General features: G+C 64.3%; 20 protein-coding genes. 13 read left to right on the top strand and 7 right to left on the bottom strand.

The features are described from left to right. Window positions 1-62 precede the first annotated feature (62 nt). From AC3A6R_RS17540 to AC3A6R_RS17525, 4 genes are all read left to right on the top strand, one after another. Entirely contained in the window at window positions 63-1,049 is a 987-nt protein-coding gene (locus AC3A6R_RS17540; RefSeq protein ID WP_487862074.1) for a Bug family tripartite tricarboxylate transporter substrate binding protein, read from the top strand. Window positions 1,050-1,084: 35 nt separating this feature from the next. After that, window positions 1,085-2,494, top strand: coding sequence for an aldehyde dehydrogenase family protein (locus AC3A6R_RS17535; RefSeq protein ID WP_487862073.1), 1,410 nt, complete (start codon window positions 1,085-1,087; stop codon window positions 2,492-2,494). Between the two features lie 80 nt (window positions 2,495-2,574). Continuing rightward, window positions 2,575-3,543 (top strand): Bug family tripartite tricarboxylate transporter substrate binding protein, encoded by a 969-nt coding sequence (locus AC3A6R_RS17530; protein WP_487862072.1) that lies wholly within the window; start codon window positions 2,575-2,577, stop codon window positions 3,541-3,543. 15 nt (window positions 3,544-3,558) lie between these two features. Beyond that, on the top strand, window positions 3,559-5,226 hold the full coding sequence (locus tag AC3A6R_RS17525; protein ID WP_487862071.1) for a thiamine pyrophosphate-binding protein: 1,668 nt from the start codon (window positions 3,559-3,561) through the stop codon (window positions 5,224-5,226). On the opposite strand, the gene AC3A6R_RS17520 is transcribed toward AC3A6R_RS17525, so the two are convergent. After that, on the bottom strand, window positions 5,216-6,484 hold the full coding sequence (locus tag AC3A6R_RS17520; RefSeq protein WP_487862070.1) for a Rieske 2Fe-2S domain-containing protein: 1,269 nt from the start codon (window positions 6,482-6,484) through the stop codon (window positions 5,216-5,218). The genes AC3A6R_RS17525 and AC3A6R_RS17520 overlap by 11 nt on opposite strands. Window positions 6,485-6,870: 386 nt before the next feature. Further along, the gene (locus AC3A6R_RS17515; protein ID WP_487862069.1) at window positions 6,871-7,644 is read right to left on the bottom strand and encodes an IclR family transcriptional regulator; all 774 of its coding nucleotides are present in this window, start codon (window positions 7,642-7,644) and stop codon (window positions 6,871-6,873) included. Between the two features lie 113 nt (window positions 7,645-7,757). On the opposite strand from AC3A6R_RS17515, the gene AC3A6R_RS17510 reads away from it, so the two are divergent. From AC3A6R_RS17510 to AC3A6R_RS17480, 7 genes are all read left to right on the top strand, one after another. Beyond that, on the top strand, window positions 7,758-8,768 hold the full coding sequence (locus tag AC3A6R_RS17510; protein WP_487865054.1) for a 2Fe-2S iron-sulfur cluster-binding protein: 1,011 nt from the start codon (window positions 7,758-7,760) through the stop codon (window positions 8,766-8,768). Between the two features lie 23 nt (window positions 8,769-8,791). Then, complete coding sequence (locus tag AC3A6R_RS17505; RefSeq protein ID WP_487862067.1) at window positions 8,792-10,201, top strand: aromatic ring-hydroxylating oxygenase subunit alpha; 1,410 nt, start codon at window positions 8,792-8,794, stop codon at window positions 10,199-10,201. After that, complete coding sequence (locus tag AC3A6R_RS17500; protein WP_487862066.1) at window positions 10,194-10,739, top strand: 3-phenylpropionate/cinnamic acid dioxygenase subunit beta; 546 nt, start codon at window positions 10,194-10,196, stop codon at window positions 10,737-10,739. Before AC3A6R_RS17505 ends, AC3A6R_RS17500 begins: the two co-directional genes overlap by 8 nt. Window positions 10,740-10,845: 106 nt before the next feature. Beyond that, a complete protein-coding gene (gene hpaD, locus AC3A6R_RS17495; RefSeq protein WP_487865053.1) occupies window positions 10,846-11,712 on the top strand; it encodes a 3,4-dihydroxyphenylacetate 2,3-dioxygenase in 867 nt (288 codons plus the stop codon). A gap of 58 nt (window positions 11,713-11,770) precedes the next feature. Then, window positions 11,771-12,256, top strand: a complete 486-nt coding sequence (locus AC3A6R_RS17490; RefSeq protein WP_487862064.1) for a TRAP transporter small permease — start codon at window positions 11,771-11,773, stop codon at window positions 12,254-12,256. Then, window positions 12,253-13,545, top strand: coding sequence for a TRAP transporter large permease (locus AC3A6R_RS17485; protein ID WP_487862063.1), 1,293 nt, complete (start codon window positions 12,253-12,255; stop codon window positions 13,543-13,545). The genes AC3A6R_RS17490 and AC3A6R_RS17485 overlap by 4 nt, the downstream gene beginning before the upstream one ends. 147 nt (window positions 13,546-13,692) lie before the next feature. After that, entirely contained in the window at window positions 13,693-14,700 is a 1,008-nt protein-coding gene (locus AC3A6R_RS17480) for a TRAP transporter substrate-binding protein (RefSeq protein WP_487862062.1), read from the top strand. Here AC3A6R_RS17480 and AC3A6R_RS17475 read toward each other — a convergent pair. From AC3A6R_RS17475 to AC3A6R_RS17465, 3 genes are read right to left on the bottom strand one after another with little or no spacing between them, the layout of a single operon-like run. Next, window positions 14,688-15,422 (bottom strand): SDR family NAD(P)-dependent oxidoreductase, encoded by a 735-nt coding sequence (locus AC3A6R_RS17475; protein ID WP_487862061.1) that lies wholly within the window; start codon window positions 15,420-15,422, stop codon window positions 14,688-14,690. The two genes, AC3A6R_RS17480 and AC3A6R_RS17475, sit on opposite strands and share 13 nt — an antisense overlap. After that, window positions 15,419-16,249, bottom strand: coding sequence for an alpha/beta fold hydrolase (locus AC3A6R_RS17470; protein WP_487862060.1), 831 nt, complete (start codon window positions 16,247-16,249; stop codon window positions 15,419-15,421). Before AC3A6R_RS17470 ends, AC3A6R_RS17475 begins: the two co-directional genes overlap by 4 nt. Before the next feature lie 3 nt (window positions 16,250-16,252). Next, entirely contained in the window at window positions 16,253-17,434 is a 1,182-nt protein-coding gene (locus tag AC3A6R_RS17465; RefSeq protein ID WP_487865052.1) for a dienelactone hydrolase family protein, read from the bottom strand. A 194-nt stretch (window positions 17,435-17,628) separates the two neighbouring features. Between AC3A6R_RS17465 and AC3A6R_RS17460 the strand changes: the two genes are divergently transcribed. Continuing rightward, complete coding sequence (locus AC3A6R_RS17460; RefSeq protein WP_487862058.1) at window positions 17,629-18,162, top strand: MarR family winged helix-turn-helix transcriptional regulator; 534 nt, start codon at window positions 17,629-17,631, stop codon at window positions 18,160-18,162. A 13-nt stretch (window positions 18,163-18,175) separates the two neighbouring features. On the opposite strand, the gene AC3A6R_RS17455 is transcribed toward AC3A6R_RS17460, so the two are convergent. Continuing rightward, window positions 18,176-19,195, bottom strand: a complete 1,020-nt coding sequence (locus AC3A6R_RS17455) for an MBL fold metallo-hydrolase (protein WP_487862057.1) — start codon at window positions 19,193-19,195, stop codon at window positions 18,176-18,178. Between the two features lie 110 nt (window positions 19,196-19,305). On the opposite strand from AC3A6R_RS17455, the gene AC3A6R_RS17450 reads away from it, so the two are divergent. Then, the gene (locus AC3A6R_RS17450; RefSeq protein ID WP_487862056.1) at window positions 19,306-20,274 is read left to right on the top strand and encodes a LysR family transcriptional regulator; all 969 of its coding nucleotides are present in this window, start codon (window positions 19,306-19,308) and stop codon (window positions 20,272-20,274) included. Here AC3A6R_RS17450 and AC3A6R_RS17445 read toward each other — a convergent pair. Then, entirely contained in the window at window positions 20,234-21,925 is a 1,692-nt protein-coding gene (locus AC3A6R_RS17445) for a thiamine pyrophosphate-requiring protein (protein WP_487862055.1), read from the bottom strand. The two genes, AC3A6R_RS17450 and AC3A6R_RS17445, sit on opposite strands and share 41 nt — an antisense overlap. Window positions 21,926-21,937: the final 12 nt, after the last annotated feature.

The raw sequence follows: 21,937 nt of genomic DNA, 5'->3' as shown, positions 1-21,937 counted from the left end.
CGTTGATTGATCTAGAGTCTGCCGGCTCATTCCACTCAACCCTTCCTTTTTTTGAGGGTGCAATGCTTCGAAATCTGATTCAAACAATGGCCTGCGTGGTCAGTCTGGTGCTGCCGCTGTCAGCGGTGGCGCAGGGGGGCGGTGGGAACTATCCCAGCAAGCCCATTCGCCTGCTGATTCCGTATGCGCCCGGCGGACTGACCGACTCCCTTGGGCGGGCGATTGCCGAGCACATGACGCAGGCGCTCAAGCAGACCGTCGTCGTGGAGAACCGGCCCGGCGCTGGCACGCTGGTCGGAGCCCGAGCTGCTTCTTTGGCTGTACCCGATGGATACACCTTGTTGATGGCGACCAGCACGACGCTGGCGGCGGCGCCGGCCATGTACAAGGATCACATCGATCCGCTCACCGGACTCACGCCGATCACGCTCGTTGCGACGAACCCGTTCTTCCTTGTCTCCAGTGGGACCAGCGGCTACAAGTCGGTGCAAGACGTGGTTCAGGACGCGAAGAAGCAGGGCGGCAAAGGGCTTTCCTATGGGTCGGCCGGTCCAGGCACGCCGCATCACCTCATCATGGAGATGTTCCGGGAGGAAGCCCGGATCGATCTGGTGCACGTGCCGTATTCCGGCAGCGGGACGGCCATCAATGGCCTGTTCGACGGCAGTTTCAACATCATGGTCACGGACCTCGCTCCGGCACGAGGCTTCCTCCAGTCGGGCAGGTTGACGGCCCTCGCCGTGGCGGATCCCACGCGCAGCAGCTTCCTGCCCGATGTGCCGACCTTCGCGGAAGCGGGCCTGCCCGATGTGAGCCTGACAGCGTGGCAGGCGATCGTGGGGCCGCCGAACCTGCCACCGGCGATCGTGGCGCGCATCAGCGATGCGGTGCTCGCGCTGGTGGATTCACCGTCGTTCGCCGCGCGGTGCGCCGCTCTGGGGTGCGTTCCCCAGAGGTCGAAGTCGCCCGCCGAATTTCGAGAATTCGTCGTCGCCGAGCGGCAGAAGTGGAAGCGGGTTCTCTCGACCGCCAACATCGTCCAGCGGTAGGCCGCGGCGCACTTGCAGAGTTCGAAGGAGATGCCTTGAACCAAGGTCACAGCTACAGCCATACGATCGGCGGCGCGCCGGTCACGAGCAGGAATGTCTTCGAGGTCGTCAATCCGGCGCATGCGGAAGCATTCGCGATTGCGCCGGCCGGCGGCGCCCTGGAGGTGGATGCCGCCGTCCGGGCGGCGCTGGCGGCGTTTCCGGCCTGGACATCGACACCGCACGACCTGCGTGTCCACAAGCTCCTCGCGTTCGCCGACAGGATCGATGCCGAGAAGGACATGCTGGCGCGCCTGCTCACCATGGAGCAGGGCAAGCCGCTCGCGCGCGCCGAGGACGAGATCGGCAACGCGACGAAGTACCTGCGCAAACTCGTGCAACTGCCGATGGGACCCGACAGGCTCACGGCATCCGACGGCAGGCAGGTCGAGATCCACCACCGATCCCTGGGCGTGATCGCTGCGATCACGCCGTGGAATGTGCCGGTCCTGCTCGCCATCTGGAAGATCGGGCATGCCTTGGTGACTGGCAACACGATGGTGCTCAAGCCCGCCCCGACGACACCGCTGACGTCCCTGTGCTTGGGCGAGATCGGGCGCGAAACCCTGCCCCCAGGCGTGCTCAATGTCGTGGCCGGCGGCAACGAGGTCGGCGAGGCCATGGTCACCCATCCGGACGTGGCGAAGATATCGTTCACCGGATCGGTCGCCGTGGGCAGGAAGATCGGCGCGGCCGCCGCTTCGGCGCTGAAGCGCGTCACGCTCGAACTCGGCGGCAACGACGCGGCGATCGTTCTCGACGACGCCGATGTCGATACCGTCGCGCCCGCTGTGTTCGCCGCCGCCTTCACCAACGCCGGCCAGGCCTGCATGGCGATCAAGCGCCTGTACGTGCACGAATCCCGGTTCGACAGCTTCGTCCGAAGCCTGCGGTCGAGCTGCGACCAGTTGGTGGTCGGCAACGGATTGGACGAGGGCGTGCAGATGGGGCCGATACAGAACAGGCGGCAGTATGAAAGCGTGCAGTCGGTGCTGCAGGAGGCCGAGGGCGGCCCGGTCGAGTTCTACGCCGGGAAGCGGCCCGTTCCCGGCCGCGGCTACTTCCTCGCGCCGCACATCGCCATCAACCCACCTGCCGGTATGCGGGTTGTCCAGGAAGAGACCTTCGGGCCCGTGCTGCCCGTGATCTCCTACAAGACCGTCGAAGAGGCCGTGGCAGCTGCGAACGGCACCTCGTTTGGCCTGAGCGGCTCGGTCTGGACCAGCGATTGGTCCCGCGGCAAGCAGGTCGTGGCGCAGCTGGAGGTCGGCTCGGCCTGGGTCAACAAGCACGTGGACTACGACGCGCATGTGCCCTTCGGCGGAATGAAGATGTCCGGCATCGGCCGCGAGAACTCGATCTTCGGCCTGCGGCACTACACCGAAATGCAGGCGATCTACTGCTAGGCCATGGCGCGCATGCCGATACTTTCTGGAGCGGCTTTCCGTTTTGCGGATGGCTCGACCCGCTGCCGGAGGAGCAAATCTTGATCGGACGTCGATTGCTGCTGAAGGGCGCTGCGGCCGCGGGCGTCGCGGGTGCCGCTGCCCGTACGCTGCGGGCCCAAGCCTTTCCCGCGCGGCCGCTGCGGCTGGTCGTGGGATTCGCGCCCGGCGGGGCGAACGACCTGCTGGCGCGCGTGTACGCGGCAAGGGTGCAGGGCGTGCTCGGCCAGCCAGTGGTCGTGGAGAACCGTCCGGGCGCCAATTCGATCATCGCCGCGGAGCTGGTGGCGAAGGCGCCGGCAGATGGCTACACGTTGCTGGTCGCGTCCAACGGTGCCTTGGCTGTCAACCCGGCCATCTACTCCAAGCTCGGCTACGAGCCCGCCACCGACTTTGAAATACTCGGGGTGCTGGCGTTCTATCCCAGCGTGCTGATCGTCGGCGAGTCGTCGGGCCTGACCAGCCTGGCTTCGATGCGGGCTCTGTCGGTGCAGCGAGAACTCAATCACGGGGTGGGCTCCTCGTTGTTTCATCTCGCCGGCGAGTACTTCGCTCGGCAAGCGGGGCTGCGGACTGTTCACGTCAACTACAAGGGCAATGCGCCCACGGTCACTGCGGTGGCGGCGGGCGAGGTCGACTACGCGATCGTCGACCTGGCTTCTTCACTCCCGCTGCTCAAAGGCGGGAAGCTCCGCGCACTGGGTGTGACATCACGCAGAAGGAGTGCATCGCTTCCCGATACGCCGACGATCGCTGAGATGGGCTTGCCCAAGTTCGAGATGATGGGTTGGACGAGCATCGTCGCGCCCTCGGGGCTGCCCGCAGCCGTCTCGACGCAGCTGCGTGCTGCCATCGACACTTCGGCCGGGCACCCGGGCACCCTGACACAGCTCCAGCGGATGGGCATGGAGCGTGGCGCGCCGGCGGGTGCCGCGTTCGCACGTCGGGTGGCCACCGAACGTGCGCAGTGGACGGAAATAGCAAGGGCCGCAGGTATCAAGGCGGACTAGCGGAGACAACGGAACATGATTGAAAGCGTGCATGACGGTGTTGCAGCGGCGCTCACGAAGCTGGGCGTGCGCCACGCGTTCGGCGTCGTCGGAAGCGGGAATTTCCACTTCACGAACGCGCTGGTGGCGCATGGTGTGAAGTTCACAGCGGCGCGCCACGAAGGCGGTGCCGCCACCATGGCCGACGCCTACGCCCGGATGAGCGGCGAAGTCGCAGTCGTCTCCCTGCACCAGGGTTGCGGCCTCACCAATGCGATCACGGGTATCGGGGAGGCTGCCAAGAGCCGCACGCCGCTGCTGGTGGTCTCGGGCGAAGCAACCGACCCGGCATCGAACTTCCACATCGACCAGGATGCGTTGGCCCGGTCCGTCGGTGCCTCCTCGCTCCGGCTGCGGTCGGCGGCGAGCGCTATGACGGACACGCATGCCGCCTATTCGCTCGCGCTGCGAGAGCGCCGCACCGTCCTGCTGAATCTGCCCGTGGACATGCAGCTCGAGAGCATGGATGGGTCCTGGCTTGACACGATGGCCCCGATCGAAGCGCCTCCGATTTCCTTGCCGGCCTCGTCCGACGCCAGGACGCTGGCGGACATGCTGCTGTCCGCGAGGCGACCGGTGTTCATCGCCGGGCGCGGCGCACGCGGTCTTCGTGCGCGAGAGGCCGTGGCGGCGCTGGCCGATGCCGCCGGAGCGCTCCTGGCGGAAGGCGCAGTCGCCAAAGGGCTCTTCGCGGGGCACCCTTGGGCGATCGGTGTCTCGGGCGGGTTCTCCTCGCCCTTGACGGCGCGGCTGATCGCCGATGCGGACCTGATCGTCGGCTGGGGAACCACGCTGAACATGTGGACTACCGCCCATGGCCATCTGCTCGGAAAGAACGTGAAGCTGGTGCAAGTCGACCTGGCGCAGGAGGCTCTTGGAAAGAACCAGCCCATCGACCTTGGCGTGCTGGGCGATGTCGCTGCGACCGCCCGGATGGTTGCCGAACTGCTCGCAGCAACGCGGGCCGAGCGTCCAGGCTATCGCTCGCCGCAGCTCGCACGGCGCCTGCAGTCGGAACTGCAGTGGCGAGACGTTCCGTTCGCCAATGCCAGCACCGCGGAGGCCATCGACCCGCGCACCCTGACAATCGCCCTGGACGACCTTCTCCCCGAGAACCGGATCCTCAGTGTCGATTCAGGGAACTTCATGGGCTATCCAAGCATGTACTTGAAGGTTCCGGACGAGAACGGCTTCTGCTTCACGCAGGCCTTCCAGTCGATCGGCCTCGGCCTCGCGACGGGGATCGGCGCAGCGCTTGCGCGCCCGGACCGGTTTCCCGTCGTGGCGTGTGGCGATGGCGGATTCCTTATGGGCATCGCCGAGCTCGAGACGGCCGTTCGATTGAAGCTCGGGATGCTGATCGTGGTCTACAACGACCAGGGCTACGGTGCGGAGATCTATCAGTTCAAGCCTCAAGGCCATTCGACCGAGATCGTCGAATTCCCGGACACCGATATCGCTGCCGTTGCGCGGGGTTTCGGCGCGGATGGGGTCACTGTCCGCTGCGAGGCCGATGTCGCCGAAGTGGCCGGCAGATTGAAGAGCGGCCTTCGTGGACCGCTCGTCGTGGATGCGAAGGTGGTGGGCATGCGTGCGTGGTGGGTAGGCAAGCGTTCCGTCCTCGCTCCCGATTTCAGACACTGAAGACCGGCTGGTCGAGGGACGTCAAGGCTTCCTTGGCCCAGTCTTCCGCTTTCACGCCGCGGTCCAGCAGGACCGACGCGGCCCGCACGCGCTGGGAAGCGGCATCGGTCGCCGGCGGTGCAGTCCCTTGTTCGAGCTCGCGCGCCGAACGCGCGAGCATCCTCCTTGCCATCACGATGGGCCGATCGGTGGCGACCAGGTGTTCCTTCGCGTAGTCCTGGATCGGTCCCATGCTCTCCTGAAGGGAGGCGTCCTGGATCGAGAAGCCTTCCACCCCGCTGAAGCTCTGCTTGTCCTTCTGCGCCTGCCTGTCGACGAGCCAATCGTTGCCGGGGTTGGCCAACGGGACGAAGCTGCCGGGGATGTACTTCACGTGAATGCCTTTTCCCTCGCGCATGGCTTGCAACTCTTCGGCGGGCAGCGGGCGGTCGGGCAGGAAATTGATGCTCCACGCCCAGCAACTCTCGTCATCGATCGGGATCCACATGTGGGCACCCAGCGCGTGCGGGCCGAACGGCGGGATCAGCGTGAACCACGGGAAGATCCACTGCGTGATGCGCCAGTAATGGGAGTCCTCTTCTCCGTTGCGGCGGCCGAAGATCGTCAGGCCGTGCGCCGCTTCCTCGATGTCGAAGACTGCATTCCTGTCGGCCTTGATGTACTTGTTGGCCTCCGCATGCATATGCATCGGGTCCTGTTCGAGTTCGAACCGGTGAACCCACGACGCATGGGTCGTGTCGATGCCGCCTTCCATCGCCTGGAGCCAACCGCTGGCCTGGTACCGTTTGCTGACGAAACGGTGGCTGGCAGGCAGCATGCACCACTCGAGTTCGGGCAGCTGCGGCATGTTCTCTTTCGGACCCATGTACGCCCAGAGAATGTCGCCGCGCTCGACGACCGGGTACGACTTGATCTTCATCCTGTCGGCGAGCTGCGGCACGGACGGCAATTCCATGCACTTGCCAGTCACATCGAACTTCCAGCCGTGATAGGAGCAGCGGATGCCTCCTTCTTCATTGCGGCCCAGGAAGAGGGAGACGCCCCGGTGAGGGCAGAACTCGTCGACCAGTCCCGCCCTGCCATCGGTATCGCGAAATGCCAGCAGCTTCTCGCCGAGGATCTTGACTCTCACCGGCGCGCAATCCGGCTCTCCAATCTCCGAAGCAAGCATCACGGGGACCCAGTAGCGGCGCATGAGCTGGCCCATCGGCGTGTCCGGGCCGGTGCGCACCAGCAGTTCCGCAGTGACTCTGTCCATGAGGTCCTCTTGAGTAAGTGGTTGCGTCCAGCAAGAAGGCTGAATCGATAGAATGTATGTCTGCATACAATATACCTTTGAATCTCTGCGGCATCAAGTCTGATTGAGCCGACAAGATTGTCGTCGTCCTCGACAATAAATGTATGCATGCAGACGAGATGATTGCAAAAGGCGATGAGGGCGCACGGCCTTTGAGAGCGTGCGCAGGCACACCAATCATCATCCGGAGAGCGACGGCGCGATGGCGCCACCATGGCTGACGCGGTGCTCGCTCGCCGGGTGCAGCAGGACCGCCGACCCGGTGAGTCGTTGCGCTAGACCGGGCGGAACCGCTGGTCGCGTTCGCGGAGTCGCGCCTACGCAGGCACTGCGCCGGTGCCTTTGAGCTAGCTGTTCGCCGACGGCCCGCGAAAACCCAAGGCACGCGACAGATGTGACGCCTCATTGAGCAGCAAGCTCGCAGTGGCCTTGACCTTCTTGGTGTCCAGCCGAACGCTTGGACCGTAGACCGCCAGCGATCCCGCCACTCCGCCGCTCGCATCGAAGAATGGAGCGCTGACACTCGTCGCGCCATGAATCTGCTCATCCTGGCTGACGGCATAGCCAGCGAGACGGACGCGTTCCAATTCCTTCATGTACTCGCCCGCGTCAATCTTCAAGCCTTGCAGCAATTGACGCAGTTGGCGGACATCAAGGGAGGAGTTGGCCAATATGACCTTGCCACTGGCTCCCAGCGCCAGTCGCTCCTGAAAGCCAATGCCGCGTCGAAAGCTCAAGGGGTGGGGACTGGGGATCTCCGCGACGCACATCCGGTTGTCGCCCTCTCGGACGAAGAGGCCGACAGTCTCGCTGCTCACCTCCCAGATCCTGCGCATCAGCGGACCAGCGGCTGCGGCGGGGTCGTTGCTCGCCACCCAGACATGGGCCAGCCGCGCCACTTCCGGACCGAGCCGGAACTTCTGAGGATCACCTGAGGACACCAGGAAGCCGTTGACCTCCAGGGTGTGAAGCAGGCGGTACATCGTCGGGCGACTCAGATCCACGCGCTTGAGCAGTTCCGCCGGGGAAAGCTCGAAATCAGCTGGCGTGAACGAAGAAAGGATCTCCAGGGCTCGCCCAACCGCCCTGACGCCTTCGCTGCCCTTCTCGGCCTCGGTCATGAAAAGCCTCTCTGCATGAAGTTCGGAAGTCTAACGTAGACGATTTGACACCCGCCTGGCATCTGCTCTAAACTTGAGATTACAGTCCATACAATGGACATGGAGCAACTTCGATGAGCGAGAAGGTCCCGGTCCAGTTCGTTTTCTCCGACGGAAGAAGCAGTTCGATCCAGGTCGAGCGTGGCGCGAGCGTCCTCGCGGCGTGCAAGGAGGCGGGGATCTCGCTGCTGGTGGATTGCGAAGAGGGGGTCTGCGGTACGTGCCAGGCCCGTGCGTCCTGTGGTTCGCTGGACATGGAGCCCTTCACCGAGGGGCTGCTCTCCGCCTCCGAGATCAACGACGGATTCGTTCTCGTGTGCCGGACCAGGGCTACTGGCCCGGTGGTGATCGAACTGCCGTACTCGAGCCGCGATGCGCAGGTCGAAGGGGATGAAGCGCCCACGGCCGCGACCGTGGTGAATGTGCAGGAAGCGTCCCGGGAGACGATGACCCTCATTCTGGAAACAGAGAGGCCGTTTGCGTTCCTGCCGGGACAGTACGTCAACATCTCCCCGCAGCCAGGCCTCGAGCGATCGTTCTCCATGGCGAATGCGCCGGATGCCACGACGCTCATCTTCCACATTGCGCTCAGGTCCGATGGAAAGTTCTGCAACTGGCTGCGTGCTGCGCCGCCCGGCGCGACCGTCCAGCTCAGCCCCGCGCGCGGGACCTTCTTCCTGCGCGACGACTTGCGGCCCAAGGTGATGGTTGCCGGAGGTACGGGGCTGGCGCCGTTCCTGGCCATGCTCCGCAGGCTCGCTGCTGGCAGCGAGCTGCAGCGAAGCGCCCCGGTCACCCTGCTGGTCGGGGCTCGCAGCGAGCGGCACCTCTTCGAGAAGGCGGCCCTGGACGCGCTGCGCTTGGAGCTTCCTGGTCTCGACGTTCGGTACGCGTGCGATGAGGTCGACGAAGGGTCGCCCACACGCCAAGGGCGCGTGACCGACATGCTGGGCGAGATCGAGCTCGATCGCGCTGCAACTGTCTATGTCTGCGGGCCGCCGCCCATGGTGGAGGCCGCGCGGCAGGCCTTGAAGAGCCGCCAGTTCCCCTTGAAGCAGTTCCTGGCCGAGAAGTTCACCGGCTGACCAGATCCAGAAGGAAGACGAACATGAAATGCGAAAGCGTAAAAATCCATCGCGTTGAGGCGGCCCCGGCAGAGCCGGGCCGATACCGCAACTGTGTGGACCGCGATGCCGGCGTCATCAGCCGGGAAATCTTCTCGGATACCTCGATCTTCCAGGCCGAACTGGAGCGGATCTACACCCGGGCCTGGCTCTTCGTTGGCCATGAGAGCCAAATCAAGAATCCTGGCGATTTCTTCACGTCGCGCATGGGCAATGAATCGGTCATCCTGTGCCGCGACCAAAAAGAAGGGATTCACGTTTTCCTGAACACTTGCCGCCACCGCGGCATGAAGGTGTGCCAATACGATGAAGGCAACACGCGCCAGTTCACCTGCCCATACCATGCCTGGAGCTACACGACCGAAGGCAAGCTCCATGGCGTGCCGATGTACGGCACGTTGTATGAAGAGCATCTGGACAAGGACCAATGGTCCTTGATCGAGGTGGCGCAACTCCACAACTACAAGGGCACCATCTGGGCCACCTGGGACAAGGACGCGCCTCCGTTCCTCGAGTACATCGGCGATGCGAAAGAGCACCTGGACCTGGCCCTCGACGGCTTGGATGGAGCGCCTGGCGAAACCGAAGTGTTCGTCGGCGTCCAGAAGTGGATCATCCCGGCGAACTGGAAGGTGGGCGCGGAGAACTTTCTGGGCGACACGTACCACAACCCGAGCCATCGCTCGGTCGACGACATCGGTATTGGCCCCAGCGCGCAGGCCGGCCGCAAGGGTCGCCGTGACGACGAGCTCTCTGGCGCGCAGCACGTCTGGGTCAACTTCCCGGCAGGCCATGGCGCGCACAGCGCGATCCAGCCGAAGATGCTGCCGTACGCCGAAGCCTATCAAGACAATCCGCAGGTCGAGCAGTACTTCCGCCGCTGCTATGAGCAGCGGCAGGAGCGCCAGGGCGAGAAGTCCCGGCTGTTGCCCTTCGTCTGCACGATTTTTCCCAACACCAGCTTCAACGGCCGCCAGCCGCGGTCGATCACGGTGTTCCATCCGCATGGGCCGATGCACACCGAAATGTGGCGCTGGTACTTGATCGACAAGGGGGCACCGCCCGAAGTCCGGGATCTCATGCGCCATTTCTACATGCGCTACCAAGGGCCTGCCGGGATGACCGAGCAGGACGACATCGAGAACTGGCAGATGGCCACCGAGTCCAGTGCCGGCCCGATCGCCAGAAGATACCCGTACAACTACCAGCAGTCGCTGGGTCGGGCTGGCAAGCACGAAACGCTGGCGGGCAACGTATCGACGCAGATATCCGAGGAAAACCCCCGCACCTTCTATACCCGCTGGGCGGACTACCTGGAGGGAGACGACTGGGATCGACTGATGGGTCGAGATGACCCGATCTTCAAGAACCTCGCAGGAGCCGACGATGAATGAAGCCGCGCGCGTTTCGCAGGAAACAGACCTGCGCGTGCTGACCTGGGAGGCGGAGCGCTTTCTGTACCGCGAGGCCGACCTCCTGGACACCCGGCGCTACGAGGACTGGCTTGCGACGCTGCACGAGGGGATCGTCTATTTCATGCCGATGCAACGCAACACGCGCCACAACGAGCTTCAGCGGGAGTCCACGCGCGAGGGTGTCGACATCAGCTGGTTCGAGGAGGGAAAGTGGACCTTGGCCAAGCGCATCGAGCAGATCCGCACTGGCGTCCATTTCGCCGAGGAGCCCGTCTCACGGACCACGCATCATGTCTCGAACGTGTACGTGACCGCCGTGGCTGACACGTGCGCCGAGCTCTCCGTCTCCAGTCGCGTCTTCGTCCGGCAGAACCGGAATCAGCACGAATCGATGATGCTCTCGGCAAGGCGCAACGACGTACTCCAGAAGGTGGGCGGCGATTGGCAATTGCGGAGGCGGGAGATCTTGCTCACCGAGAACGTGTTGACCGTGAAGATGCTCACCACCTTTTTGTAGAAGTCGAGAGCATGCAGATCAACCATCTCATCGCCGGCGAGAGCGTCGCGGCAACTTTCTACGTCGAGGCCGTCAACCCCGCCACCGTCGATCGGGAGGGCTGATCATGGGAAAACTTGGGCTAGCGGCCAAGATCACGCATGTTCCGTCGCTGTACCTTTCTGAACTTCCAGGGCCGAACTTCGGCTGCCGTGAGGCGGCCATCAATGGCCACAAGGAAATCGATCGCCGGTGCCGCGAACTGGGGGTCGACACCATGGTGGTGTTCGACGTGCACTGGCAGGTGAACAGCGAATATCACATCAACTGCGGCCCTTGGTTCGAGGGCATCTACACAAGCAACGAGCTCCCGCATTTCATCAAGAACATGCCTTACGCCTATCCAGGCAACCCGTCGCTGGGGCACTTGATCGCGGACGTCGCCAACGAGATGGGCGTCAAGAGCCGTGCCCATTCCGACACCACCCTGGAGTTGGCGTACGGGACGCTGGTGCCGATGCGCTACATGAACAGTGACCGGCACTACAAGGTGATCAGCATCAGCGGCTGGTGTGATTGGCACGACCTGCAGGAGTCCGCGCGCTTCGGCCTGGCCGTCCGCCGTGCAATCGAAGACAGGTACGAGGGCACAGTGGCGGTGCTTGCCAGCGGCTCCTTGTCGCACCATTTCGCAGACAACGGGCGCGCACCCGAGTTCATGCACAGGATCTACGATCCATTCCTGGAGCAGGTCGATCACAGAGTCGTCGAACTCTGGAGGGCCGGTGAATGGAAGACCTTCATCGGCATGTTGCCGATGTATGCCGAAAAGTGCTGGGGCGAGGGCGACATGCACGACACGGCCATGCTCCTCGGCGCGATGGGCTGGGACAAGTACGAAGGGCGGGCGGAGATCGTCACACCCTACTTTGCCAGCTCCGGCACTGGCCAGATCAATGCCATCTTTCCCGTATCGCCTCTGGCTTGTCGTTGACGAAAAGTGGAGTCGACGAGGCTGCGAGACCGAAGAACTACAACGATGGAGATCACTCATGAAGAAGCACTTGCCACTCCTGTGTGAACTGGCCGCTGCCAGTGCGTTGTTCGCGATCATGGCCTTGACGTTCTTCGATGTCTTGGGACGCAAGCTCTTCGACCGTTCGATCACCGGATCGCTGGAACTGACAGAGCTGTTGATGGTGTTGGTCATCTTCGCCGGGCTTCCGCTCGTTTCGGCACGTGGCGAGCATGTCGAGTTCGACTCGCTCGACGCATTGCTTCCGCCTCGTGTGCGCAAGGTCCAAGCTGCCTGCGTGCACCTGTTCTGCGCAGTTCTGCTGCTTGGGCTCGGCTGGTTGATGTTGAAGACCGGCGGGGCATTCCACGACACGGGTGAGACCACGGCGCAGCTCGGCATCTTCAAGGCGCCTTTCATCTATGGAATGGCGCTCCTGAGCGCGCTCACCGGTACCGTGCATCTTCTGCGGGCTTGGAAATCCGATGAAGCGCGAGATAGTGGGCAAGGGACGGCGCTGTGACCGCTGCCCTGCTGGGGTTCCTGGCCATCTTCGTGCTGGCGCTGGCCCGCGTTCCGCTGGCCTTCGCCATGGGCACAGTAGGCCTGGTGGCCACCGGTCTCACGCGCGGCTGGACACCAGCCCTCGCCAGCGCAGCCCAGGTGGTCTACGAGACAGGTTTCGCCTACACGCTCTCGGTGATCCCGCTGTTCATCCTGATGGGCAACTTCGTGGCGCGGGCCGGCCTGGCACATGAGCTGTTCCACGCCGCTTACGCCTTTATGGGGCACATGCGTGGGGGGCTGGCGCACGCCACCGTTGTGGCCTGTGCCGGCTTCGGCGCGATCTGCGGCTCTTCGATCGCCACGGCAGCGACCATGAGCAAGGTGGCCTACCCGTCCATGCGCAAGCTGGGCTACAGCGAATCGCTGTCCACTGGCGTCATGGCCGCTGGCGGTACCTTGGGCATCATGATCCCTCCATCCACCGTCATGGTGATCTACGGGATCATCACCGAGACGCACATCGGCAAGCTCTTTGCTGCGGGCGTGCTTCCCGGGCTGCTCAGCGCGGCGATGCTGATGGCGGGCATCGTTGCGATCACGTCTCTCACCCCCGGGCACGCACCGCCCGCCGTGCGTGCCAGCTGGGCCGAACGCTGGAGTGCCCTGCGCGGCATCTGGGGCGTGGCGCTGCTGGTCGTGGTGGTTCTGGGCGGCATCTACGGCGGGCTGTTCACCGCCACCGAGGGCGCCGGGATCGGCGCCTCGGGAGCCTTCCTCTTCGCCCTTTGCCGTGGGCGGTTGACCTGGCGCATTCTGTACAAGGTGCTGGTGGAATCGGCGCGCACTACCGCCATGCTCTTCACGCTGCTGATTGCGGCAACCATCTTCGCCAACTTCGTGAACTTCACCTCGATGCCGAACGATCTCAAGGAGTGGATCACGCATCTGGGTTTGTCGCCCATCATGATCATCGTGGCCATGATGGCCATCTACGTGGTGCTGGGAACCGTGATGGAGGAACTCACCATGGTGCTGCTGACAATCCCGCTGTTCTTCCCCATCGTGACCAGCCTGGGATTCGACCCTGTCTGGTTCGGTGTCCTGATCGTGATGATCGTGCAGATCGGATTGATTTCGCCCCCAGTCGGAATGAACCTGTTCGTCATCAATGCGCTACTGCCTGGCGTTGGACTGCGGCAGATCTTTCGCGGATGCTGGCCCTTCGTGCTGATCATGGTGATCGTGCTCGTGTTGCTGATCGCCTTTCCGCAGATCAGCTTGTGGCTGCCGTCGACGATGTACTAGCGGGCGCTGCATGCGATGTCCATGTAGTGGACTGATGTTTCTTTTTTTCATGTGTTGTCCTATAGTGGGTCATCGTGCACGAGCGCGATGCGAACGCGCCGAACGCGCACCCGGTGAAAAACGCAGGTCGATCTCCAGGAGAAAGTCATGATGAAAGCTTCCATCCTCGTGCTGGGTCTGCTCGCTGCCGGCAGCGTGGCCCATGCTCAGACTGTGCTGGCGGTCTCCAACTGGACCGGGCCCGGCCAGACCCAGGCGGTCAAGGCGTGGTGCGACCTGCTCGACAGCAAATCCGCCGGCAAGCTGAAATGCAACATCCTGCCGCGACCGGTGAGCTCGCCGCCCGGCAGCTTCGATGCGGTTGCCAACGGTGTCGTCGACGTCTCGCTCACAGTCCACGGCTACACGCCGAACCGGTTCGTTCTCACCCAGATGGCTGAATTCCCTTTCAACGGAGACAGCGCGGAGGCCATGTCGGTCGCCTACGACAGGGTGGCCTCCAGGCATCCCGAGTTCGCCCGGGAACACAAGGGCGTGCATGTGCTCGGCTACTTCACGCACGGGCCGGGCATGGTGTTCAACTCGAAGCGGCCGATCGCGAAGATCGAGGACCTCGAGGGGCTGAAGTTCCGTGTGGGCGGGGGGATGGTGAACGAGATCGCCAGGTCGTTGGGCATGAATGTCACGCTGAAGCCCGCGTCCGACGCCTATGAGCTTTTGTCCGGCGGTGTCATGGACGGGGCGCTTTTCCCGGCCGAATCCATTGAGGCCTACAAGCTCGACAAGGTCATCCGCCACGCGACGTATTTCCCTGGCGGCCTCTACAATCTCAGCTGGGTGTTCATGATGAATCCCGCGCGGTATGACAAGCTCTCCGCGGATGAGAAGAGAGCAGTGGATTCGGTCTCGGGCGAAGTGCTCGCACGGATCTTCGGCCGCCAGTGGGACATCCTCGATCGCAGCGGACGCGCCCACATGCAGGCGTCGAAGATCCAGGTCACGATGGCCGACCCGGGCTTCGTGGCCGCGGTCAAGGCCAGGACCTCGGCGCTGGAGCAGAAGTGGGTGCAGGACGCCTCGGCGCGCGGGACGAAGCAACCCGAGAAGATCCTCGCGGAGTTCCGCAAGGAGGTCGCGGCCCTTCACGCAAGGTGAGCGGCGAACGAGTGCTCGACGGCCTTGGGGTCGCGCTGCAGAGCTTCGCGCAACGCTTGTGCTGCAGCCGGATAGATGTCTTCCTCGTCACGCTGCATGGCGTCGATCAGCAGCTTTGCGAAGGCGCCTGGCGCCAGTTTCGTCTGCTTGAGGTGCGCGGTCATTGGGGTGTCGACCGCCGGCGCCAGCACCGCACGGACGCGAACGCCGGAGGCCGCAAGCTCCGCGCGCATCGCCTGCGTCACCGAGAAGGCGGCGGCCTTGCTTGCGCAGTAGGTCGCCATCATGGGATGGTTCACATGAGCGAGGGCGCTCAGCATGTTGACGATGGCGCCATGTCCGCGCGCTTTCATCGCCGGGGCGAACGCGCAGAAGATGTTGATGAGGCCGAAGTAGTTGGTTTCCATCTCCGCTCGGGCGGCCGCTTCGTCGTAATGCGCCAGCCGGTGGTTCGAATTGATCCCATTGGCGCAGATGACCCAATCCACGCGGGACCCGTGGATTCTCGCGGCCTCCATCACGCTGTCATGCCGAGTCACATCCATGTGGATCGGCTTCACCCGAGGATGCGGCGCTGCAGATGGCTTACGGCTCGCAGCGATCACTTCATGCGCATCTGCTTCGAGGAGTGCATCGACGAGTGCGGTCCCGATTCCGCCACTGGCCCCGACGACAAGCACAACCCGGCCGGAAACGCTGGCGTGTTCGGGCATCGCGTTCATCGCGTCACGCCCGCGCGGGGAAGCGATTCGATGAATTCGCGCACCACGGTGTTGAACTCTTGGGGCTTCTGCCAGTTGACGTAACGGCCCGCACCGGGCACCGCCGGCGCCTCATGGAAGTTCTTCATTCCTTGCAGCATCTCCGGCTGGTCAGGATAGGGATCCTCTGCGCCGCAGATGCCCATGACCGGAATGTCGAGCCGGCTGAAGAGCGGCGCCAGGTTCGGCACGGAGTTGCCGAGCTCGAGCATGCCTCGGCGGTACTGCTCGAGCGGATGACTGGCCATCATCTGGATCACGCGCTCGCGGAATGCGCCGTCCTCCCGGGGAATGACGCGGTAGATGTTGGTGCCGCCCTCCCGGCGCAGCAGTTCGATCAGTGCCTGCCGGCCCTCGAACTCGAGGACCGGGACCACGCGTTTGCTCGCCGCCGTCCACACATCCATGTACATCGGCGCTTCATGAAGTTCACTCCAGGCGCCAATCACCATGCCAGCGACGCCGTCCGGGTGCGACAGCGCGTACTGCGCAGCGATCGTCGTGCCGAAGGCCAGCGCGATGACGATGGGCCGTTCGATCTCCAGCGCATCGATGAGGCCGGCCAGGTCCCGCGCCTGGTTGACGAGCGAGAAGCCGTAGTGGGTCCACTCCGTGCCCGCGTGGCCGCGCCGGTTGTAGATCAGGCAGCGATGGTCGCGCGAGAACTCCGCCACCTGCGCCTCCCAGTACCGCATGCCATGGATTTCGCCATGGACGAAGACGATGTCGCGCCCCTTGCCGGTGAGTTCGTACTGAAAGTCGCAATGGTTGATGCGGATGATCGCCATTCCTCAGGCTCCCCATGTCCATTGCGGCATGAGCTCGTTGGAAGGAAGGCTCGGATCAAGTACCTTGCGTGCCTGTTCGCGCCCAACGACGGGCAGGGCAGCCGGATCGAGCAAGCCGATCTGCACGAGCACGCTGGCTTGATCCCAGTAGATGTGCTCGTGATAGAGCTTGTCGCCCCGAAATGTGATGATCCCGACGAGCGCGACTTCGACGTAGCACCCCGTCGGTGCGATGCCCGGAAGCATCCACGGAATCTCGGTGTCGTGTGTGAAGCAGAGGATCCCTTCATTCACCACGCGGTCGACACCGATCGTCCGCGAGATCGGGATCGTGCGCATGTCGGCCGGGTTGCGCGGTATGAAGTGGTCACTATAAAACCGATGCAGGTCCGTCTGTCCGTATCCGCCCGTCATTGTCGGAACGTGATTGACGTAGGGCTGGGGAACCATGGTGGCCATGGTGGCCGCGGCATCGCGCGAGACGAACTCGCACGCGCGATGCGCTTCCCAGAGCGCGTTGAGGTCATACCACGGGCCGAGGACCGCGCGGAGCACGGCCAGGCTGCGGCTGTAGGCCATGCCCGCTGAGGGCGCACAGTAGGCAGGGCGTCCCTTGGCAGCGAAGCCGTGTTTCACGCCGGGGTAGACGTGCACCGATGCCTCCTTGCTGCGGGCAAGCGCAGCGACGACAGTGCTGACTGCAACGGGGGGCGTCAATGGGTCCTCGGCGCCGAAATGGATCACCACCGGGACCTTGATGGTCGCAAGCCTTTCGAGGTGCTGCTCGAGCGCGACCGGGTAGTACGCCACCGCGCAGCTGACAAGGCCCGCGGCAGCCGCGAGCATCGCGACGCGGCCACCGAGGCAGAACCCGTACGCGGCGATCCGGCCCACGACCGCCGGGTGCTGCTCGAGGGCTTGCACGGTATCCCGCATGTCCTCCAGAAGCAGCTGCTGATCGAGCTGCTGGCTCAATGCCATTGCTCGGGCGACGTCTTGTTCGGAGTAGCTGAGTTCGACACGCGGCTGCAGGCGCCAGAACAGGTCCGGCACAAGGACCACGTAGCCCTCCTGCGCAAGGTCGTCGGCCACGGCCCTCAGGGAGGCGGTCACGCCGAAGATCTCCTGGCACAGGACGATGCCCGGGCCGCGGCCGTTCGGCGGCAGTGCGAGGTAAGCGCCCATGGCGGGCGCATCCGTCGTGCCAGGAACTTCGATCCATGCAGTCGTCACCCCGAGCTCCTTTTTATGTCCGTTAGATGGACACGAAAATCAATTCTATCTCTTGAGCACGATCCAGGCAATGCATGCGATCGGCGCAGGCCGACTCGGGAGAGCGGACGCTAAACTGGAACGCAGCAAACTTTCGCTCGGGTTCCATGACTCAACCGCTGGACGACCTCCACGATCTCACGCACCGACCTGGTTTTCTTCTGCGCAAGGCGCACCAGGTGGCGGTTGCCATCTTCTCGGAAGAAATCGGGAAGCTGAACCTGACACCGCCTCAGCACAACGTGTTGTCCGCACTGATGGCCAATCCCGGTTGCCACCAGACCGAGATCGGGCGAATCGTGGGCTACGACCGCGCGACGGTGGGGGCGGTGCTGGCCGGGTTGGAGTCGCGGGGGCTGGTGGAGCGACAAGGCTCGGATCTCGACAGGCGCCTGAAGGTGCTGACCCTGACCCGCAAAGGGCAGTCGCTGCTGAATACCTCCAACGCGGCCATGGATCGGATCAACCAACGAATCCTGGAGCCCCTGGCGGTGCACGAGAGGCCGATGTTCGTTGCGCTGCTCGCACGCCTGGCGTTTTCCGCGGCCGTGGCCGCGCCCGCGCGGCCAGAAGCCGATGGCGCCTTGGCGAGCAGCTCAAGAAATTCCAGCGTGCGCACCGGCCGCGCCAGATTGTCCTAGTGCGCCGGCCAGGTCACCTGGATACGGGCACCGGAGCCTCTTTCTTACCGGGATGCGCGTCGTTGATATAGGGCAGCGGCACGAAGCGGTAGCCGTCGGTCACTTTGCGCAGATGGCCGACGCCGGGGAAGGAATAGTGGGCCGGCGCAACCAGATAACCCTTCGCGGCCGCATCCGCGAACGCGCGCCGTCGCGCCGCGGCCGCCTCTTGGGGGTTGACGTCGTACTGGATCGTGACGCCCGGCGCCGGCAGCTGCACTTCGGCGACGTGCAGCACATCGCCCCAGAACATGATCTTCTCGCCCTCGCTCTCGAGTGAATAGAAGGTGTGGCCGGGCGTGTGGCCCGGCGCCGGCACGGAGCGGATGCCCGGAAACAGCTCGACGGCACCGTCGAACGGCTTGACTTGGCCGGCGTCGACATAAGGACCTATCTTCGCCTTGGCTTGCTCGAAGTACTGCTTCTGCGATTCGGGCGCCTGCGCGAGCGCTTGCGCACTCAGCCAGTAGTCGACCTCCTTGCGCTCGACGTGGATCACGGCGTTCGGGAAGACCCGAGTCGTGCCGTCCATCAACCCGCCGCTGTGGTCCGTGTGGACGTGCGTGAGGAGAATGTCGGTGATCTGCGCGGGCTCCAGGCCGATGGCTCTCAGGCTGGCCGGCAACTTGTTGAGCGTGGGCCCGTAGAGCTCACCGGTACCGGCGTCGACGAGGATGAGCCGGCCGGCGGTTTCGATCAGGAACGCATTGATCGAGGCGTCGATCGTCGTTCCGACATAGCCGTCCTTCAGCAGCTTGGCGACGGGATGGCCTTTCGTGTTCGTCAGGATCTTCGTGTCCAGCGGAATCGTGCCGTCCGACAGGGCAGTCACGGCGACGCCCCCGATCTTCAGGCGATAGAAGCCCGCCTGGCTCTTGTCGAGTTTGGAGGGGGGCGCGGCCGCGTTATGCGCATGCGCCGACGAGATAAACCCCGAACCGCCTGCGATCAGCAGGGCGGCGAGCAGCGGGGTGAGAAATTGACGAGCAGTCATCGAGACATTCCTGAGTGTTTAAGGGACGACCGCCAGTTTCTTATTCTCTAAAGAGTTTATAAAGCATCAAATGACGGATAATCTATATCCATTCCGTTGAGAGTAAACGCATGATTGACGATGTTCTGGACCTCAGGGTCTTCGTTCGCGTGGTCGCGACTGGAAGCATGTCGGCCGCAGCCCGCGAGATGGACCTGTCACTGGCCGTGGTCAGCAAGCGGATCGGGGCATTGGAGCGAAAACTGGGCGTGCGCCTGATGCTGCGCACCACGCGAAGCCAGTCGCTGACGCCGGAGGGCGTGGCCTTTCATGAGCGCTGCGCCCGCATCCTGCAGGAGATCCAGGGCGCGGAGCACCTGATGGCGGGCAGTCGCGACACCGTCAGCGGCATGCTGACGCTGACCGCGCCGCGCACGTTTGCGCGGCAGTACCTCGCGCCCATCGTTGCTGCTTTCCAGGCCAAGCATCCCGCGCTGTCGGTCAACTTGAGGTTGAGCGACGACGTGCTGGACCTGGTTGAGGGCGGCATTGACGTTGCCTTTCGCTTCGGCACGCTGCACGACTCGTCGCTCAGTGCGCGCCAGGTTGCGCCGAACCACCGGGTGTTGTGTGCGGCGCCGTCCTATGTGGCACGCCATGGCGCGCCGACGACACCGGACGAACTGTCCCGCCATGCGTGCATCGCGTACGGCCCGCGTCCCGCGGGTCATTGGCTGTTCCACGTGAACGGGCAGCCGCTCGCCATCAGGATCCAGGGGACCTTTCTTGTGAACGACGGCGACGTGGCGCAGTCGCTGGCACTGGAAGGCGCCGGCATCTTCTTCAAGTCGATCTGGGATGTCGGCGTCCACATCGACGCGGGGCGCCTCCTGCGCGTGATGCCGGACTTCGCGGCGCCGACCGAGCCCTTGCATGTGGTCTTCCCGAACGGCCGCCAGCTTGCGCCGCGTGTGCGGCAATTCGTCGACTTCGCTGTCGAGCGGTTGCAGGACACCTGGGCGCGCATCGTGCCTGCAGGCCTGCATCACTCGACTACAGTCAATCGGCTTGCAGATGGCGAGGTAGCCATACCGAGATGACGGCCGGCTTGCCCGCGCGCACTTGCTCGAGGCCCCGAAGGAGTGCCGGACGCAATTGCGCGGGGTCCTTCACGTTCTCGCCATACGCGCCGCAGGCCTGGGCTTCCAGGGCGAAGTCCATCGGCGGATCGAAGTAACCGCCCTCCAGGCCGGACCTTTGCGCGAAGCCGTCTGGATACGTCTTCGCAGTTCGCAGCGTGCCGGTCGCCCAGCTCCGGTTCTGGTAGACGACGGTGAGGTAGGGCGCGCCATAGTGGACGGCGGACCACAGCGCGGCAGCCGGGGTCGCGAACATGTAGAAACCGTCGCCGGTCACGGCGATGACGTCCCGCCCCGGCAGCGCGAGCTTGGCTCCGAACGCCGCACCGGGCGCCCATCCGCCACTGGTGCCCGGCGTAAAGAAATAGGAGCCGGGCCGGCTGCAGCGCAGGAACTCGAAGACCCGGTTGTGCGGCAGCGTGTCGTCGAAGACCACGGCATCGTCGTCGACGATGTCCGCGAGCGCCTGCGTCACCTGCAGCGGCTGGATGATCGGGGAGCCTTCGAGACGTGCCACCTCGGCAGCGAGCCCCGCGCGATACGCCCCCGACGCGCGGGCCGCCTCTTTCGCGCGTGCGTGGGCGCGATCGGCATGGTCAGGCGTCATCAGGTCGCGCGCTTCACGGCGTAGCGCGCGGATGGCCTGCAATGGATCGCCCGCAAGGCGCAGGTTCGCGGTGAACTCGTACGTCGGGATCTTGCTCTTTACCGGGTCGTGCCCCAGGACGGCCACCCAGGAATCGCGCTTTGGCGCACGCGGGCCCGGCAACCACGGCACTTCCGCCTCGAGCACGACCACGACATCGGCGTCCGACAGGTCCGCGTCGAGCTGCAGCAGCGGATGTGCCATCGGAAAGCTCATGTAGTTGCGCGTACTCGCATGCGCAACCGGAAGGCCGAGCAGCTCGCAGAGCGCCACGAGCTCAGGGACCGTCCGCGGATCGCGCCCGGAGCCCGATACCACCAAGCGGGGCGCGCGCGCCGAGAGCAGGCGCTCGGCCACTTCACGGATGCCGTCCGGATCGGGCGCCGCGGCAACAACGCGCCCGAGCCCGTGCACGGTCGGGAAACTGTGCGCAGGCATTGCCGCCATCGAGACCTCCGGCGCCATCGCGAGATAGACCGGCCCTGCCGGCTCGGCCGTGGCCATCTGCAGTGCTCGGCTGGTCAGGAGGCCGGGGCTGTCGTGGGCAGTAAGCCGGTGATCCCACTTGACGTACTGGCGGACCACGGAGTGCTGGTCGTAGGTTTGCTGCAGCCAGAGATGGCCGCCTTGGTTTCGCGCGGCGATGGAGGTGCCCGTGGCGCTTGTCGGTGGGAAGCCCGCTGTCATCACGATGGGCAGGTTGGCCCGCATCGCGGTGTGGATTGCCGCGCCGTGGTGCAAGGTGCCCGCGTCCACGTGCACTGCGGTGGCGGAAACCTTCCCCGTGACAGCCGAATAGCCGAGCGCCGCGTTCAGGCTCGCATGCTCATGGGTGACGACGATCATCCGCGGCGCGGGCTTGCCGGTGGCGCCAGCCTTCGCGATGGACTCCTGGAAGAACGCGATTTCCGATCCGGAGGTGAAGAAAAGGCAGTCGACGCCGCCGGCCGCGAGGGCAGCGACCACGGAGTCGCCCGC

This window comes from Variovorax sp. Soil_C_19 (genome assembly GCF_057657255.1).
Note: the sequence above shows the minus strand (reverse complement) of the source record. Positions and strands in the feature narration are given on the sequence as shown.

What these genes read in the sequence shown, in the direction of transcription:
- AC3A6R_RS17540 (WP_487862074.1), top strand. Translation starts at nt 63, where the DNA reads ATGCTTCGAAATCTGATTCAAACAATGGCCTGCGTGGTCAGTCTGGTG.
- AC3A6R_RS17525 (WP_487862071.1), top strand. Translation starts at nt 3,559, where the DNA reads ATGATTGAAAGCGTGCATGACGGTGTTGCAGCGGCGCTCACGAAGCTG.
- AC3A6R_RS17520 (WP_487862070.1), bottom strand. Translation starts at nt 6,484, where the DNA reads ATGGACAGAGTCACTGCGGAACTGCTGGTGCGCACCGGCCCGGACACG.
- AC3A6R_RS17515 (WP_487862069.1), bottom strand. Translation starts at nt 7,644, where the DNA reads ATGACCGAGGCCGAGAAGGGCAGCGAAGGCGTCAGGGCGGTTGGGCGA.
- AC3A6R_RS17510 (WP_487865054.1), top strand. Translation starts at nt 7,758, where the DNA reads ATGAGCGAGAAGGTCCCGGTCCAGTTCGTTTTCTCCGACGGAAGAAGC.
- AC3A6R_RS17505 (WP_487862067.1), top strand. Translation starts at nt 8,792, where the DNA reads ATGAAATGCGAAAGCGTAAAAATCCATCGCGTTGAGGCGGCCCCGGCA.
- AC3A6R_RS17500 (WP_487862066.1), top strand. Translation starts at nt 10,194, where the DNA reads ATGAATGAAGCCGCGCGCGTTTCGCAGGAAACAGACCTGCGCGTGCTG.
- hpaD (WP_487865053.1), top strand. Translation starts at nt 10,846, where the DNA reads ATGGGAAAACTTGGGCTAGCGGCCAAGATCACGCATGTTCCGTCGCTG.
- AC3A6R_RS17490 (WP_487862064.1), top strand. Translation starts at nt 11,771, where the DNA reads ATGAAGAAGCACTTGCCACTCCTGTGTGAACTGGCCGCTGCCAGTGCG.
- AC3A6R_RS17480 (WP_487862062.1), top strand. Translation starts at nt 13,693, where the DNA reads ATGATGAAAGCTTCCATCCTCGTGCTGGGTCTGCTCGCTGCCGGCAGC.
- AC3A6R_RS17475 (WP_487862061.1), bottom strand. Translation starts at nt 15,422, where the DNA reads ATGAACGCGATGCCCGAACACGCCAGCGTTTCCGGCCGGGTTGTGCTT.
- AC3A6R_RS17470 (WP_487862060.1), bottom strand. Translation starts at nt 16,249, where the DNA reads ATGGCGATCATCCGCATCAACCATTGCGACTTTCAGTACGAACTCACC.
- AC3A6R_RS17465 (WP_487865052.1), bottom strand. Translation starts at nt 17,434, where the DNA reads ATGGGCGCTTACCTCGCACTGCCGCCGAACGGCCGCGGCCCGGGCATC.
- AC3A6R_RS17460 (WP_487862058.1), top strand. Translation starts at nt 17,629, where the DNA reads ATGACTCAACCGCTGGACGACCTCCACGATCTCACGCACCGACCTGGT.
- AC3A6R_RS17455 (WP_487862057.1), bottom strand. Translation starts at nt 19,195, where the DNA reads ATGACTGCTCGTCAATTTCTCACCCCGCTGCTCGCCGCCCTGCTGATC.
- AC3A6R_RS17450 (WP_487862056.1), top strand. Translation starts at nt 19,306, where the DNA reads ATGATTGACGATGTTCTGGACCTCAGGGTCTTCGTTCGCGTGGTCGCG.